Annotated in this window: 10 protein-coding genes; 7 read left to right on the top strand and 3 right to left on the bottom strand. The window is 60.0% G+C overall.

All coding sequences use genetic code 11. The annotated features are described in order from the left end of the window. The first annotated feature begins 5 nt into the window (after positions 1-5). Positions 6-1,307 carry a GGDEF domain-containing protein gene (locus tag KI787_09750; protein ID MBV6630237.1) on the top strand — a complete coding sequence of 434 codons (1,302 nt, stop codon included), beginning with the start codon at positions 6-8 and terminating at the stop codon, positions 1,305-1,307. A gap of 29 nt (positions 1,308-1,336) precedes the next feature. Here the strand turns inward: KI787_09750 and KI787_09745 are convergent, their stop codons facing one another. Further along, a complete protein-coding gene (locus tag KI787_09745; protein ID MBV6630236.1) occupies positions 1,337-2,884 on the bottom strand; it encodes an NAD(P)/FAD-dependent oxidoreductase in 1,548 nt (515 codons plus the stop codon). A gap of 110 nt (positions 2,885-2,994) precedes the next feature. On the opposite strand from KI787_09745, the gene KI787_09740 reads away from it, so the two are divergent. From KI787_09740 to KI787_09715, 6 genes are all read left to right on the top strand, one after another. Beyond that, a complete protein-coding gene (locus tag KI787_09740) occupies positions 2,995-4,059 on the top strand; it encodes an AraC family transcriptional regulator ligand-binding domain-containing protein (GenBank protein ID MBV6630235.1) in 1,065 nt (354 codons plus the stop codon). A 63-nt stretch (positions 4,060-4,122) separates the two neighbouring features. Further along, positions 4,123-4,563 (top strand): YkgJ family cysteine cluster protein, encoded by a 441-nt coding sequence (locus tag KI787_09735; protein ID MBV6630234.1) that lies wholly within the window; start codon positions 4,123-4,125, stop codon positions 4,561-4,563. 191 nt (positions 4,564-4,754) lie between these two features. Continuing rightward, positions 4,755-6,893: a catalase/peroxidase HPI gene (gene katG / locus KI787_09730; GenBank protein MBV6630233.1), complete on the top strand. Its 2,139-nt coding sequence runs from the start codon at positions 4,755-4,757 to the stop codon at positions 6,891-6,893. A gap of 523 nt (positions 6,894-7,416) precedes the next feature. Beyond that, complete coding sequence (locus KI787_09725; protein ID MBV6630232.1) at positions 7,417-9,936, top strand: neutral/alkaline non-lysosomal ceramidase N-terminal domain-containing protein; 2,520 nt, start codon at positions 7,417-7,419, stop codon at positions 9,934-9,936. A gap of 240 nt (positions 9,937-10,176) precedes the next feature. Further along, a complete protein-coding gene (locus KI787_09720) occupies positions 10,177-11,148 on the top strand; it encodes a hypothetical protein (protein MBV6630231.1) in 972 nt (323 codons plus the stop codon). 17 nt (positions 11,149-11,165) lie between these two features. Then, entirely contained in the window at positions 11,166-14,006 is a 2,841-nt protein-coding gene (locus KI787_09715; GenBank protein ID MBV6630230.1) for a PHP domain-containing protein, read from the top strand. A gap of 44 nt (positions 14,007-14,050) precedes the next feature. Here the strand turns inward: KI787_09715 and KI787_09710 are convergent, their stop codons facing one another. After that, complete coding sequence (locus KI787_09710; GenBank protein ID MBV6630229.1) at positions 14,051-14,479, bottom strand: response regulator; 429 nt, start codon at positions 14,477-14,479, stop codon at positions 14,051-14,053. Further along, positions 14,476-16,383, bottom strand: a complete 1,908-nt coding sequence (locus tag KI787_09705; GenBank protein ID MBV6630228.1) for a sensor histidine kinase — start codon at positions 16,381-16,383, stop codon at positions 14,476-14,478. Before KI787_09705 ends, KI787_09710 begins: the two co-directional genes overlap by 4 nt. Positions 16,384-16,510: the final 127 nt, after the last annotated feature.

Here is a 16,510-nt window from a genome sequence, read left to right as displayed (position 1 = left end):
CGGGGATGTCACCCTCGATTCAGCCGCCGCCCGGACGGGCGCGAGGCTTGGTTGTATTCGGCGTTGTCATGTTGCTGACAGCCGTTGGCTTGGCGGTGCAGGAAGCGCGGATGGTGTCGGCCCCGACGCTGCTGGGGTTTTCAGCACTGGCTCTGTTGGCGTCCAGTTGTGGTTTTGGGCCACCAGGGCTCGCCTACGTTTCCTTTGATCGTGCTGCCCAGTTTGCCGCCGTGTTTGTGGTGGGGCCTGAGTATGCGGCGGTTATTGCGGGGATTGTGGCCATCGTAGACCCCTGGCAGCGTCGGCGCTCTGGCCAGAGCTGGGGGGAAACTTTGGTTCTGGGCTGGAGTAACGTCGGGATTTCCGTGGGGGTGGTGTTTGTTGGGGGCGCAGTCTTCGAGGCGCTTGGCGGAAACGTCCCACTGCATTCTCTGGATTCTCGGCAAACCTTAGCTTTGCTAGCCACCGGCGCGGTGGTTTATGTCCTCAATGCCATTTTGTTGCTGGGGTGGCATCACGAGCCCGGGCAACGCAAAGTACTGCGGTTGTTCGACCCCTTCGCCACCTCAGTCCAGGTGTTTGCTTATCTCAGTGGGGTGCTGGTCGCGTGGTTATGGAGTAGCTCCTCGCCGCTACTGTTGCTGTTGGGGTTGGCCGTACTTAGCATTGCCATGCTCTTGATACGCCAACTCGGCATCATGCGACTGCACCTCGAAGATTTGGTGGCCAACCGCACCCGAGGTCTGGAAGAAAAGGCGCAAGCTTTGGATTACATGAGTCGAACAGACTCACTCACAGGCTTACCCAATCGGCGCGGTGCGGATCAGGTACTGCAGCAGGCTATGGCAGATGCACTGCGGCTGCGCACCCCGCTGAGCGTTGCAGTGGCTGATCTGGATCGCTTTAAGCCCATTAATGACGAGCATTCACATTTAGTGGGAGATCGGGTGCTGGAGCGAGTGGGCGAGCTTCTGGCTCCAGCAAACCACAAGCACATGCTTGCCGCGAGACGAGGCGGTGATGAGTTCATCTTCTGTTTCCCGCACACCTCCTTGGAGCAGGCGGCTCAGCGCTGTAATGAGTTACGTGATTCGCTGCGGAATACCCTCGTCGCCGACCTAGGACTTAAGCAGCCGCTTACCATGAGCGTGGGTGTGGCTCCCTTTCATGGACAGACCTTGGAGCAGCTCGTGGCCGAGGCCGATGAGGCGATGTACCAAGCGAAGGCAGCGGGACGCGATCAAACCATCGCAGCACCGTCGCAGCCCCTGCCAACCCAGGCCTATCGCGCTCTAAGTGATGACTAGTTAACCCTGCGCACGCTGGCGCCTAGGTATTAACCCGAAGCAGGGGCCTGTTTGGTGCGCTGCGCTGGATGGGATGGCTGCGGTTGGGCGCGCAATTCATATTCTTCCCAGCGCGGGCGATGCATCTCTGCACGGAACTGGCGCGGTCGCCAAGGGTAGATGTTGGGGATGCCATCACGGTCTAAGTACCAACTGTCGCAGCCTCCGGTGAACCACACGGTTCGCTGTGCGGCTTCGGCCATAGTGGCGTTGTATTGCGCGAAGGCCGTTTCCTTCGGCACAACCTCCGTCAAGCCTTCATCCCGCATCTTATTGAGTACGCTGATGAGATGGTCGATTTGATACTCACTAACCAGGATCAAAGAGATATTCCCCACCGGACCTGTAGGTCCTTCAACCATCCAAAAGTTGGGGAATCCGGGCACTCCTACCGAGCGATGAGCACGTGGGGTGCCGTTCCAAAATGTCTCCAAGTCGCGTCCATCTTCGCCGATGACCTGAGTGGGCAAAACAAATTTGGCCACGTCGAAGCCGGTCGCGAGTATCAGTACGTCCAGCTCATGCAGCTGCCCAGCCGCACTGCGCACGCCTTTGGTCTCGATGCGCTCAATGCCAGCCGTGCACAAATTTGCGTTGTCGCGACTGATCGCCGGATAAAAGTTCGAACAAAAAATGAGCCTTTTGCAGGCGGCTTGGTATTGCGGGCGGAGCTGCTCACGCAGCTTGGTATCTGTCACTTGTTTGCGTAGGTGGCGCTCGCAAGCCCACTGGATGTAGCGCAAGAACACCTTGTTTCCCAGGGTGGCTTCAGCAAACAGGTTTTCAATGGCCAGCAACCAAAACCAATAGCGCGCCGTATTCAATGCTGGAACTTTTCGCAGTAGCCAGCGCCATACACGGCTGTAGGCCACCTGCGGCAGCGGATGCATCCACTGCGGTGTGCGTTGGAAGAGGGTGAGCTGAGCAACCTGATCGGTTATGGCACCAACAATCTGCGCCGAGGTCGACCCCGTGCCAATAATGCCAACGCGTTTTCCGCGCAGGTCTAAGTTTTCGGGCCAGCGTGCTGTATGGAAAGCCTGCCCTTGGAACTGGTCCAAGCCCTTGAAGTCTGGCACCGCTGGGTGGTGAAGCACACCCGTAGCAGCGACGACTACGTCGAAGGTTTCAACATCGCCTTGGGCTGTATGCAGCTGCCAAATGGGCGCTTGATATTGCAGCTTGTCGACTACGCAATTAAACCGCACCACCGAGAGCACGTCGAAATCACGCGCCGTTTGTTCCATGTAGGCTTGAATTTCAGGGCCGTAGGCAAAGCGGTGCTTCCAGTTAGGGTTTTTCGCAAAGCTAAACGAGTACCAGGCCGCAGGGATGTCGCAAGACAGCCCGGGGTATCGGTTCTCCCGCCATGTGCCTCCCACCTTGTTGGCTTTTTCGAACACCGTCAGGTCGGTGTAGCCTGCTTTGCGCAGTTTCACCACCGCGGCAATACCACTCATGCCGGCGCCTATGATGGCAATGCGGGGCTGGCGCCCGCTACCTGACCACGGCGGTAGAGGATGTGGTGCCTGGGTCATTGGTCTGTCTCCGGAAGTGATGTCTGACGACAGCTTACGCCAGTGACCTTGCCTCACCTATGATGGAGAGGGTCAAACTATTGATAAAACGCGACAACTAGGAGCGGTGAATGAGTGCTGAGTTGCGGCCAACAATACGCGTGGGTCTTTGGTCGGCTAGACGGTTGGCTTACGGCGTTTTACCGCTTCTCAGCGCCCTTGAGAAACATGATGTGCACTTGGCTCCCATTTTGCGCCGGGCCGATATTGATGAATTCGGCCTTTACGACCCCACTTACACCATCGACATTGACCAAGAACTGCGTCTGCTCAAAGAGGGCTTTGCGGCGGTCGGTGATCCGGTATTCGGTCTGGAGTTGGCGAGTTACTACAGCTTGCGAAGTTTTTCCGCGCTGGGGCTGGCCATACAGGCCAGCCAGAACTTAGCGGAAGTACTGCAACTGGTGACGCAATTTCCTCAACTTGCATGGGGCGTCAGCGATGTGAAAGTCGAGTTTTCGGATGCCGAAGTAGCACTTCAGTTTGAACCGCACCCCTTGCTTGGCTCTTTGGGCATGGACTTGGTGGAAAGAGACATGCTGTGTGCCCTCAATATCCTCTGTGAATGTTTGGGCCAGCGTATTCAGCCAATCGCAGTGCAACTCATGCGCCCGCAGCCGTTACTGGCGACGCAGGCTCGGTATCAACGCTGCTTTGGGCGAACACCCCAGTGGGGCCATCACAGTCATCAGTTGCACTTCAAGCTTTGGGAGTTCAATCAACCCTTGCCGCAGGCTGACCAGCGCATTCAACGCTTTTATCGGGCCCAGTGTCAGCATATGGTTGAGGTGATTCATCAGCCTTTCAGCTTTGCTCAGAATATATTGCAGCGCTTGCACCAGGCGAGTCCCATTCCTGATTTGTCCACGCTTGCGCAACACATGTGGCTCAGCCCGCGGACCCTGCAGAGGCGGCTCAAGGCAGAGCACACAAGTTTCAGTCAGCTCTTGCAGCGTGCCCGCCTAGAGCGTGCTTTTGCACGTCTTCAAGAGCCCCAGACCAGCTTGGCGGGCTTGGCTGCAGAGCTGGGTTTTAGTGATGAGGTTGCGTTTAGTCATGCCTTCCAAAGCTGGACCGGTACATCCCCACGGGCTTGGCAAAAAACAGCAGGGCAATCTCCTACTGGCATCACTTGAAAGTTGATGGCTTGGGCCTATATGTCCGCCGCAGACCTGCCGGCGTGTATAGGAACAGCCTTCATGTTGATACCGTTTCCCACTGGGGAGAGTCGCTCTTGGGTGCACCCTTGTTTGCGCTGCGGCGCATGTTGCGCAAGCTTTAGGGCGTCTTTTTATTGGGCAGAGGCCAATGACGCAACGCGTGGAGGGGTGCCCGTGGAGCTTACGGAAGTATTGACCCCTCATCTGCGTGTGATGCGCGGCACCAATCAGCCTCAGCCACGCTGCATCGCTCTTGATGGGCACATTGGAGAAGCCGTCCGCTGCACCATTCATCCACAGCGGGCCTCCGTCTGCCGAGAGTTTGTTCCCAGCTTCGAAGACGGGCAGCACAACCCACGTTGCGATGAGGCCCGGGCGCGTTACCAACTGCCGCCCCTGACCCGTGCTGACTGGCAGGGCAAAGACCCAGATGAGCCAGAGCCCCTGGGGCCGTCGCCAAGGTGGCCAGAAGTGGCTTGAGTGCCGCTGTTGGCAGCTATAGCGACTGACAATGAAAGCGGCTGTCTAAATGCTATTCCACTATAGCTACACTACAGATCCCTGTTTTCTGAGTTGAGGAGATTGCAGTGAAAGTTTCGAATTCGTTGGTAGTGGCATTGGCCGCTACCACCTTACCAGTCTTCAGTGTCCATGCAGCGCATGGCGAAGGCATGGCCAAATCCGACCAATTTTGGTGGCCAGAGAAAGTTGACCTGCAGCCGTTGCGTCAACACGCTGCGGAATCCAACCCGCTGGGCGCCGACTTTGACTACGCCGCTGCCTTCGCCAGCCTGGATCTGGATCAGGTCAAAGCCGACATTGAAGCGGTACTGACCGAGTCCCAGCCCTGGTGGCCAGCCGATTACGGCAATTACGGCCCCTTCTTCATCCGTATGGCCTGGCACAGCGCAGGGACCTACCGGGTAGCCGATGGTCGTGGTGGCGCCGGTGGTGGCCAACAGCGTTTTGAGCCGCTGAATAGCTGGCCGGACAACGCCAATCTGGACAAGGCCCGCCGTCTGCTCTGGCCCGTCAAGCAAAAGTATGGCGCTAGCTTGTCCTGGGCAGATCTGATGGTGCTGGCCGGGAATGTCTCGCTGGAATCCATGGGCTTCAAGACCTTTGGCTTCGCAGGTGGTCGTACCGACGACTGGGAACCCGATTTGGTCTATTGGGGGCCAGAAAAGGTCTTCTTGGCCGATAAGCGCTACAAAAAAGGCCGCAAGCTGGAGCAGCCCTTGGCGGCCGTACAGATGGGGCTTATCTACGTGAACCCCGAAGGCCCCAACGGTAAGCCTGATCCGCTGGCCGCAGCTCAGGATATTCGCGAAACCTTCGGTCGCATGGCCATGAACGACGAAGAGACCGTGGCGCTGATCGCCGGCGGTCATACCTTCGGCAAAGCCCACGGCGCGCACAAGCCCGACGAATGCACGGGTGTGGAGCCAGCGGCGGCCGAGCTGGAGGAACAGGGCTTTGGCTGGACCAACAAGTGCGGCAAAGGCCACTCCGAAGACACCGTGACCAGCGGCCTGGAAGGCGCCTGGACGGCCACCCCCACACAGTGGAGCATGCAGTACCTGCAAAACCTCTTCAATTTTGAATGGGTGCAAACGCGCAGCCCGGGCGGCGGCGTGCAGTGGGTGCCCAAAAATGCCGATCAGGTGAAGTTCGTGCCGGATGCCCATGTCGAAGGCAAGCGGCATGCGCCGATCATGTTTACCACCGATCTCTCACTGAAGTTCGATCCGGCGTACCGCGAAATCTCCATGCGCTTCAAGGACAACCCGGAGCAGTTTGAAGAGGCCTTCGCTAAGGCCTGGTTCAAGCTTACCCACCGGGATATGGGCCCGCGGGCGCGCTATGTGGGTAGTGATGTGCCCAGCGAAGTGCTGAGCTGGCAGGACCCCATCCCGGCTGTGGACTATCGCCTGATCAGCCAACGCGATGCACGCAAGCTCAAGCGGCAGATTCTGGAATCGGAGCTGACCGTGCCGGAACTGGTGCGTGCGGCGTGGGCCTCCGCCGCCAGCTATCGGGATACCGATATGCGGGGCGGAACCAACGGCGCGCGTGTGGCTTTGGCCCCGCAGAACAATTGGCCGGCCAACAACCCTCAGGAATTGGCCAAGGTGTTGGAAGTTCTGGAAGGCATTCAGACCGAGTTCAATGACTCCCGCCTGTTCAACAAGCGCGTGTCGCTGGCCGATATGATCGTGCTGGGCGGTGGGGCAGCGATTGAAGAAGCCGCACGCCGGGCTGGGCTGGATATCGAAGTGCCCTTCACGCCGGGCCGGGGCGATGCCACGGCCGAGCAAACCGATGTGGCCTCCTTTGCCGAGCTGGAGCCCAAGGCTGATGCCTTCCGTAACTACTACAGCAACGAAGCGCGTCTGTCGCCGGTGCATGCCCTGGTGGATCGGGCCAACTTGCTGGGTCTGAACGTGCCCGAAACCACCGTACTCCTGGGCGGCATGCGGGTGCTGGGCGCCAACACGGGCGGAGCGGAGCATGGCGTGTTCACCGACCGCGTGGGCACGCTGAGCACTGACTTCTTCGTCAACCTGTTGGATATGAGTGTGGTCTGGACGCCTTCGGCCGAAGCTCCTTATCTCTACGAAGGGCGCGACCGCGCCAGCGGCGAGCTGCGCTGGACGGCCACGCCGGTGGACCTGTTGGTGGGCTCCCATTCCGAGCTACGGGCCATTGCCGAAGTCTATGGCGCGAACGATGGCCAACAACGTTTCATGCAGGACTTCGTAGAAGCCTGGGTCAAGGTCATGAACCAGGGTCGTTTCGACCGCGTTTAAGCCGGAGCCTCAGCTCCTAAGAAAAGGGCGTAGCAGCGTGAGCTGCTACGCCCTTTTTTTGTAATTGCCGTCTTTTCTAGGACATTGGATTACCTCGGCTCATAACCACACGCGCCCTCGCTAGGGTGTGGTACCAGGTACTGTACGAGGGACATTGGCTGCAGATTTAGTGTTCAGAGCCAAGCCAGAGGCATGTTGGTCTGTTGGGTCCGCTGTCCTTCGCGCCGCTGCGCGGTGTCCTCCGTCGCCTTGCGCTCAGGTAGTGGCCGGCTTGCCGCGACGTCCTGTCGCGGCTAGCCTCAATCGGCCGTCCATGGCCGATTGACCACAGTCGCTACAAGGCGCCTACGGCGCTGCGGAATGCGGCCCCAACAGACCAACACGCCTCTCTGAACCGTTGCCAAACGAAGACCACTCCAAACCACACCGTCGAAGCAAAAATTACGACGGGAGGGCGTAGTCCCAAGCTGCGATAATGGGGAGCGCCTGCCGGGAGTGGGCGCATGGTGCGAAAGGAGTCCCCATGACGAAGCGAAGCGGCCCGGTGCGGGCGCTACTCATCACGATTGCAAGTTTGCTATTGGCCGCGGGTTGCGGCGGTGGCCGGCCTGGTTCAGCCCAGGAGCCGTCCGGAGGCCAAGCTCCGCTGCAGGCGCAGTTAGCGAGCAAAACCACCTTGGGTGCCTGCGCCCTGCAAAGCCCGCTGCGCGAGCTGGGGCCGGGGCGCGACTTGCCAGGGCGGGTCGATTTAGAGCCGGCTGCGCTGGTTGAACGCCCGGCATCGGCCAGCCTTAACTCGGGGGCCTGCGCACAGAACGAGCAGTACCTGATGGGCAGCGGCGTGCAGGACATGACCGGTCCCGCCGGTGACAGCATCTCGGCGGGCTATGAAGCGCCGGATCATGTGTTGCGCGGTATTCACTTGCGTCAATTTGCCCGGGCCTTCGCCCTGCGCGACCCCTGCAGCGGCCGCAGCCAGGTGATCGCCGTGACCGAAACGGGCTTCATGACTCAGGGTACGCGCCAGACTGTGCTGGACCTGGTGGCCGCAGACCCGGAGCTGGCTCCGCATTACGGCCCCGATAACATCATGCTCAGCGCCACCCATACCCATTCCGGACCGGGTGGGGAGGCGCACCACACCGCCTTCAATCTTTTCCGTTTGGGGTACGACGCCCTGGTTCACGAGGTGTATACGCAGGCGATCTACAAGGCCATCCGGCAGGCGCATGTGAATCTCGAAGCCCACCCCGAGCCGGGCACCATTCGCCTGGCGCTGGGCGAGCTGCTCAACGCCAATGACAACCGCTCCGAGCCGGCCTATGCCAATAACCCCGAGAGTGAGCGCCAGGAATGGTTGAACCAGAGTGGTGACGAGGTGCGGGTGAACAAGCGCATGCTCCAACTGCGCTTCGACCGGGCCAACGGCCGTTCCATCGGCTTGCTCAACTTCTTCGGCGTGCACACCGTGTCCGTAGGTACGGCAGAGCCTTTGATCAGTTCGGATAACAAAGGCCTAGCGGCGCGGGCCTTCGAGGCCATGATGCAAACCGACTATACGGCGCCGGATGGCCAGGATCGCTTCGTTGCGGCCTTCGCCCAGTCGGATGAAGGCGATGCCAGCCCCAATCTGTGTTTTCGGGAGCATCCTTTTCCCGATCCTCGTATTGGCTGCGGTGAGAATACTTTGCAGTCCAATGCCGCCCATGGGGTGAAACAGTTGGCGCGGGCGATTGAGCTCTACGACGGCGGCGGTGTACGCATTCGCGGCGAGCTCGACAGCCGTCTGATGCACGCCCCCATGGACAGCATCGAGGTGAGCGACCCGGTGATTCTGGACAGCCTGCAGCATCCCGCCGCGCTGGACGACGCCGACAAGCGCACCTGCAGCGCAGCATTGGGATATTCCATGGCCGCCGGCGCGGAAGACCAGCGTGGCCCCTCCCAAGAGGGGGTGACCTGCGCCGACGTCAATCTACTGGATGCCCTGGCCACCGATATCGCACTGGCTTTGGAAACCGCAGCCGCCAATGCCAGCGGTAGTGGTTACCCGGTCATTCCGGCCTCAACCGTGGGCAGCAGTCTGGGCTGTGCGCTGACGGGGGGATTGGGTGCCTTGCCGGGCTTGCCCGATGCCGATTACAGCTGCCATGCCGAAAAACCCATCCTGTTCCCCATTGGCAGCACCGACTTCATTTCCAATAGCGATTTGCCCCTGCAGATCCTGAGTCTGGGCCAACTGGCTATCGTGGCATTGCCCTGGGAGGTCACCACCATGGCCGCTCGGCGAATTCGCGAGACCGTGATGGCTGAGCTGCGCGGAGCGGGCATCGACTATGTGGTGGTCGCGGCCTTGAGTAATGATTTCGTGCAGTACCTCACCACGCGTGAGGAATACGCCACTCAGCAATACGAAGCAGCGTCCACCCATTTTGGCCCCTGGACCCTGGCGGCCGTGCGCCAGGAGCTGCGCCAGTTGGCCATCAGCCTGCGCGACGGTCAGCCCGCACCCGCCGGCGTGCCCGCGCCACGCACCACGCCGCCGCCTCCTGCTCGTTTGCCGTATATCGCGGCCGATGCCCGGCCCGGCGGCGCCGAGTTTGGCGCCGTGCTCGAGGATGCAGCGGAGGCCTACGCGCCAGGAGAGACTGTGGAGGTTCGCTTTGCCGGCGCGCATCCGCGCAATGACACCGCCGAGGTCTTGAATCGTGGTTATGTCTTCGCCGAGCGTCAGGTGGGGCCAGAGCAATGGGAGGTGGTCGCCCAAGACTGGGACCCCGGCCTGATCTTCTACTGGCGGCCCACACCAGAAAGCCCGGTGGCCGGTCAAACCCTGCCTGGACGTCAGTCCGAGATTGAGGTGATCTGGCATCTGCCGGCCAACCTGCCTGCAGGCCAGTACCGCATCCGCTATGCCGGCACGGCTGTGCCGGCCCTTATCGAAGCCGATGCGGGGCAGCGTCAGAGCTTCAGCGGGGTGAGTCGGGTGTTTACCGTGGACGGGCCACAATCCGAGTGTCCGGGCTATCCGGCCTGGTTTTAGGGCATGGGCTGAGGTGCAGGAGCCCGTTGGGGTTTGGAAGGAGAGCTTTGATACTGCCTGGGTGTTCGACTATAGCGAGGCCGGCGCTGCTTCAGAGTCGAATGCAGTCGGGGAGTCAGGCAGGCGTTGGGCTTGGCGCATGGGCTTCGCCCTGAGGTGCTGTGGGTGCTTGAGCTGCGCTCATCAGCTTGTCATCTTTGCAGCCTAAGCTTGTGAGTCCCGTGCTCCGAGAACCTCCCAATGCGCGCTCTTTATTCGGTGGCAGTGGCCGCACTGCTGACAGCTTGTGGCTCTAGTACTACCGGCGGTCGTGATGACGACCCGGCAACAGATACGGCACCCACGCCATCGCCGAGCCCGGTGGCGGTCATGCCCACACCGAACCCGAGCTTAGCTCCGCTCAAGACCGACCAAGTCATCGTGGCGCACCGGGGTGCATCGGGCCATGCGCCGGAACACACCTTGGCGGCCTATGACCTGGCCATCCAGATGGGTGCGGAGTACATCGAGCAGGATGTGCTGCCCACGGCGGACGGAGTTCTGGTCTGCATCCATGATGACACTTTGGATCGCACAGCCCGCGGCCCGGCCGAAAACTGCAGCGGCAATGTCTCCGACAAAACCCTGGAGCAGCTCAAGACCTGTGACATGGGCTCATGGTTTAACGAGCGCTATCCAGACAAGGCCAAGCCGGAATATGTGGGGTTGCCCATCCCCACGCTGGAAGAAGTGTTTCAGCGTTATGGCCAGGCGGCCAAGTACTACATCGAGATCAAGCCCAACATCACCACGGGTGGGGCTGTAGAGCAAACCCTGTTAGATTTGATTAAGGCCTACGACCTCTATGAGGGCATGGTGGAACAGCGGCAGGTACTGGTGCAGTCTTTTATCCCCACCTCTTTGCTGAACATGTTTGCGCTGGATCCTCAGGTTCCACTGATCCAGCTGTTTGCAGCAGGCACCAATATCGCCGCGCCCCTGGCTTCGGCTTACAGTTTTGGAATTGGCCCCAACCGGGCCGAGCTGAATGCCTTCACGGTCGATCAGGCGCACCAGCTCGGCATGGCTATTCACCCCTACACCATCAATGCTGAAGAGGATCTGCGCAGTGCCGCCAGCCTGTGCGTGGACGGCCTGTTTACCGATTATCCGGACCGCTATAGGGCTGTACTTAGCGAGACGGATTTCGGCTGCCCGGCGCCCATTCGTTAGTTGAGCTGGAGCAGGGCATGACTAGTACTGTTCGATACGGGGCGGGGTTGTTTGTCCTGGCCGCACTGGTGTCCTGCGAGGGCGGTCGCAATGCGGTCGACTTGAACGCCCCAGGCCGCGAGACTACTCCTGACCAGAGTCTGGCTCTGACCATTCAGGGTCAGGGGCAGGTGGTCTCATCGCCACGCGGCTTGGACTGCTTGAACAGTTGTACGCAGCCGCTTGCCGAGCCCGCCACTCTGGAAGCGGTGCCTGCGCGCGGTTGGCAGTTTGCGGGCTGGGAGGGCGACTGCCAGAGCACGGAAGCGCAGCAGTGCCAGTTGGCCGGTCCGCAGGCGCGGGTCACCGCGCGCTTTGTTCCCGCGCCCAAAGCGGCCCCCGGGCAACGCTACTCTGGGGATATGCATACACATTCCGATCATTCCAGCGACGGCAGTTTGATTCGCCAAGGTTTTGATGACGCAGCCCCCGGCAATATGCCGCTCAAGGACATCATTACCCTGGTGGAAGCTCTGGGCTCTCTGGACTTCCTGCCGTTTACCGACCACCGGACTTACGACCACCACTATGACCCCAACTGGCGCTCCGAGCGCCTGTTGCTCATCCCCGGCGAAGAGGCCAACGGGCGGCCGCATGCCACCGTACACGGCGCGGTCGACATGATCGATCAAAACGCCAGCCTGGCCGAGGCCCTCGAAAGCCGCGTGGTTCAGGAGTCGATCTGGATGGCTCATAGTCAGGGAGCGGCCTGGGTGACAGCGCATCCGGATCGTGACTCCACCGACGATGACAACAACCCCACGGACCGTGCCGACGCCATTGGTGTGGATCTGGTCGAGGTCTGGAATCGGGCCGAAAACGCCGAGCTGGAAATCGATTACGCCGAAAATCGCTGGAATGCCGGCTGGCGTTTTGGTGTGGCGGGTGCCAGTGACAATCACTTCAAAGAGCTGTGGGCGCTGGGTGGGACTCCGGGGCGCCCGGCCACCGAAGTGCTGGCGCCAGCGTTCAGTGAGCGGGCCTTGCTGGACGCCATGCGTGGCGCGCGCACCTCCATATTCTCGCGCGAGCAGGCCTCGGTACGGCTGCGGATGCGGGCCGACTTCGATGATGAGGCTGACTTCGAATTTCAAGCCGGTGATGAGGTCTTTGTTCCGACTGGCAGCAGTGGGCGCCTGCAAATTGAAGCCGTTAACGGCATCGGCACACGCATTCTGGTGTACGCCGCGCCTGGGCGGTCAGCCGGCCCTATTGCCGAGTTCTTCCCGACGTCTGTGGGCAGCGAAGTCTTCACTCTGGAGCTGACCACGCCGGATACGCCGACCTGGTATCGGGCTGAAGCGCGCAGCATCGGTTTGACGGAGCCGGCGAGCATCCTCTTTGGTGTGGCCTTGGGACCCTACGATTTCGAGAATCTCTCGCAAGAGCTGTTTGATCAACTGCGTGCTATCACATCGCCCATCTTTGTCTCGGAAGCCCCCGTCACACCGGTCGGGCCAGCCACACCCCCACCCGATGGGGGGCAGCCCGATGCGGCGGAATATGTGTTGGGCGCTCCGGGCGAATTTGCAGGCTTTCCTGATGCGGTCGCTGTGGATGCCACTTTACATGTGGTCGCCGAGCGACATAGTGACCGTGCAACAACAGTGCACTACCGCCGCCGCGATGGAGATGGTCGCTGGCAGTCCAGCCTGACATTGAATCAGTTCAGCAGCGGACGATTTCCTGCCATTGCCGCCCGCGGGGATCTGGTGGCGGTGGTCTGGCAAGACGAGCGTGCGGGACAGATTCCACGCCAGCCGGCGGTCTATGCCCGCCTCAGTCAGGATGCCGGACATAGCTTCGGGCCGGAGATTGCGGTAGCCACTCCCGATGGGCAGGCCATGCATCCGGATGTGGCCATCGACACCGCTGGAGTGGTGCATGTGGTCTGGCAGCAAATCGTGCCGGAGCAGCCCTACGACATCTTTGCCGCTAGCCTGAACCCGTCGGGGGCGGTGTCCGCGCCGCGTAACCTCAGTCGCAGCGATAAAGCATTTAATGAAGCCAACCCGCTGGATGCGCGCAGCGCCCGCTTCCCGGCATCGGTGAAGCCCGCTGTAGCCGCAGCGCTGGATGGCAGCGTGTGGGTGGCCTGGCAAGACAACCGTTTTGATCTGGATCCCCTGTGGACCGGGCAGGCTAGCTACGGCGAAGGAACCAACCCCGACGACTGGCAAATCGCTGTACGCAGCTTGGCCGAAGGCAGCCCCATTCGCTACCTGGGAGCGGCCGATCGCGCCGACCGTCACGTAGATATCGCCGTGGATACGCTGGGCACCGTGCACCTAGCCTGGGATAGCAAGCCGCTACAGGCTGCGGGGGCGAATTTGGAAGTTGTGGCCAGTCATCGCAAACCGCAAGACGAGCAGTTCTCGGCACCCGTGTCGGTGTCGCGGCAGCCGGCCAGCTCTGCGACCCGGCCTCGTTTAGCGGCTCAAGCGTCCTTCGGTATGCGCATGACCTGGTTTGATAGCCGCAGTGCAGATTGGCGCTGGCGCGCGATGGTGGCGGATTTTCAGCATGGCTGGTCCGAGGGGCGTTTGATCCCCAGCCCCGGTGTGAATACCTGGCCAGTCCTGGCCGGTGAGTACCTGCTCTTGGCCTCCACCCGCAATGCGCAGCGGCTGCAGCGTGACCGCACCCAGCAGATCTATGCCGTGGCTCTCAATGAGGCAGCGGATAAACCAGTAAGCGCGTCTGCTTTGGTGAAGTCGGCTTTGAGGTTGGCGGTGTGTCCCGAGTGTGAGGAGCAGCATGACTGCTTCGATGAGCACCCCTACAACGAGGCGGTTATGTCCTTTGGGAATTTTCAGTAGCCGCAAACCCGAGCCCTGAATCACATCAGCCGACGTCGGCTTTTTTAGTCTGCCCGCGAAAACCGGCCAGGAAACTTCTCTTCAAGCAGTTCTCCCAGTGCAGCTTTGGTGAGAGGCTTGTTCAAAAAACCAGCCAGTTCCTTGCGTTGGTCGGCGGCAGCTTGATCGTCTGGATGCAGAGAAGTGGTCAGCATCATTACCACGATGGTGCCTTGCATGGCGTCTTCCATGGCTTCCAACTGGTCTAAGAACTCCCAGCCATTCATGCGGGGCATGTTGATGTCGAGGAAGATAAGCTCGGGCATGCGCCGCTCTGGCGAGGCCGCAATGTCTTGAAGGTATTCCAACGCCTGGGCGCCATCTTCGGCCACGGTAATCTTGCCCGCGGCGTGTAGACGTTCTATGACCGACTTGTGAATAAAGTTATCTGCCGGGTTGTCATCCACCAGCAGAATTTCATGCAATGCGCTCAATGCTTTAGATCCTTCAAGGTCATATGAAAGCAGGCTCCAGTCTGGTCGTTTTTATCAAGCCAAATTTCACCATGGTGCATCGCGACCACCTTACGGCAACTGGCTAGGCCGATTCCAGCACCTGGTGTGGATGCGGTATTTCTCCCGCGGTGAAATACGGTGAATACTTTGTCCACATCCTGGGGCGCAATTCCGGGGCCGTTATCGCAAAAGCTCAATTGCCACTCACCTGGCTCTATGGAGCGACACCCGATCTCGATGATGGGTTTGCTGGGGGGAACATGAAACTGCAGAGCGTTCTTCAGCAGGTTGAAGAAGAGCAGCTCTAGCTGATCACGGTAGCCGTGAATTGTCGGCAGCGTGTGCAGGATATGAATACTGGCACCGGCTTGCTCTAAGTCGTCTGCGAGGTCTTGTTGGGCACCTTGAAACACTAAGTGGAGATCAATGGGCTCAATGACGCTGTCTGCACCCAGGCGCATGTGTTTGAGCATGGCGCTGAGCAGGCGGACCTGTCGCTGGATCATGCTCTCGATCTTGCCTAAGGCTTCACGGCTATCTGGAGTAAGGCGGTTCTGGACGTTATTGGTGATAGTCGCGAGCTGCCGATGAATAGCCCTGGTAGGGCGTTTGATCTCCTCTCCGGCGAAGACCGCAAATTGCTCCAGCTCATCATGGCTAAGCAGCAACTGGTTTTGTTTTTCTTGTAGTCGCCGCAGTAGGCGCTCCAAGCTTTGATAAAGCTGACGCACTTCAGGAGCTGAGCCATGCAGTGGGGGAAGAGAGGGCTGTTCGAGTTCGAGGTCTTGTAGTGCTGACGCCAGGGTCCCGATAGGGCGGGTGATGCTGCGGGCGAATAACCATGTGACTAGGCTGGTGAGCGCAAGCATCAGCAATAAGCTTCCGGTGCTTTTTTGCAGGATGCTCTGCAACACCAGGTTCGATGCTTGGATGGGAGATTGGATAATTAGTCCCAACAGCTGGCGCTGTTCCGGAGTGCCGTACAACAAGGTTTGCACACCGGTTAAGAAGCCACCCTGCTGATATAAGCTAGGCCCGTCGGAATGCGCCGAGGGCGTCAGTTTAGACTGCAGCTCAGGTACGAGATTTGTTGCCGTCGCTGTACGGCCATGGTCGAAGGCGTACCGTGGTCCATCATCGGCACGCAGTAAATACTCGCCACGCTGATTAACCACGCTCAGCAAGTAGCCAGGAGGAGGAGCATGTTCGCCTCCGTGCAGGATGTAGTCGGCATCCACGTTAATGAGCAACACAGCCACGGCCTTCTGAGAGTCACTAGGGCCTAGGGCAATACCTGCCCGCAGCACCGGCTGCTCAGGCTGCTGTAACTGCGCAAACTCTCGGTTGAGCGAGGGGCTGCCCATCCACACTTCTCCAGGCGGATGCTCCACTGCCGCCTGGAAATAAGGACGGTGCGCCTTATGTTGCAGCGCTGCAGGCTTGCGAATGGGCCAATCGAAATGCGGGCGCTCCAGACGAATGAGCTCTGCACCGCTAGAGTTGGCATTGAGCAGACGCAGCTGCAGATAATGCGGGCGGCTCAGTAGTAGCCCGCGAAAAACCTCGGCGATGCTATCCATCGTGGTTTGAGGAAGCCCTTGGGCATTGATTCCCCCACTTGGTAGGGGCTGAGTGTGAACCAGCTCTTGCATCGCTGGCAGGCTATGCAGCAATTGCAGGTCGCGTTCAATCTCGTTCAAGATGCCGCGGACGCGTTCGGCGTGCGCGCTTAGCTGGGACTGCACCCCGCCTTCCAGCATGCGCTGTGATTGATGCGCAATTTCTTTGCTGAGTATGGCCGTGGTGAGCGCCGCCACAATCACGACCACGCCTCCCATAAGAAGGCCCAGGCGCCAATGCAGGGGTAGTTTGCTCAGTACCACGACCAGCAGCTGGTATTTTTAACCCAGGCGTTTTGGTCGCATACGGGGCGTAGCATCACGTTGCCATGGTGGTTGGTCATGGTTGCCAGCGCCGCCACACGCGCTTTCTCCTTCACACGCTTGATGG

Source organism: Oceanococcus sp. HetDA_MAG_MS8, assembly GCA_019192445.1.
GTDB lineage: Bacteria > Pseudomonadota > Gammaproteobacteria > Nevskiales > Oceanococcaceae > MS8.
This window is presented reverse-complemented; position numbering and strand designations above follow the sequence as displayed.

Bases quoted from the DNA above. Each gene is read 5' to 3' on its own strand.
- KI787_09750 (MBV6630237.1), top strand. From the start codon at position 6: ATGTCACCCTCGATTCAGCCGCCGCCCGGACGGGCGCGAGGCTTGGTT.
- KI787_09745 (MBV6630236.1), bottom strand. From the start codon at position 2,884: ATGACCCAGGCACCACATCCTCTACCGCCGTGGTCAGGTAGCGGGCGC.
- KI787_09740 (MBV6630235.1), top strand. From the start codon at position 2,995: ATGAGTGCTGAGTTGCGGCCAACAATACGCGTGGGTCTTTGGTCGGCT.
- KI787_09735 (MBV6630234.1), top strand. From the start codon at position 4,123: ATGTTGATACCGTTTCCCACTGGGGAGAGTCGCTCTTGGGTGCACCCT.
- katG (MBV6630233.1), top strand. From the start codon at position 4,755: ATGGCCAAATCCGACCAATTTTGGTGGCCAGAGAAAGTTGACCTGCAG.
- KI787_09725 (MBV6630232.1), top strand. From the start codon at position 7,417: ATGACGAAGCGAAGCGGCCCGGTGCGGGCGCTACTCATCACGATTGCA.
- KI787_09720 (MBV6630231.1), top strand. From the start codon at position 10,177: ATGCGCGCTCTTTATTCGGTGGCAGTGGCCGCACTGCTGACAGCTTGT.
- KI787_09715 (MBV6630230.1), top strand. From the start codon at position 11,166: ATGACTAGTACTGTTCGATACGGGGCGGGGTTGTTTGTCCTGGCCGCA.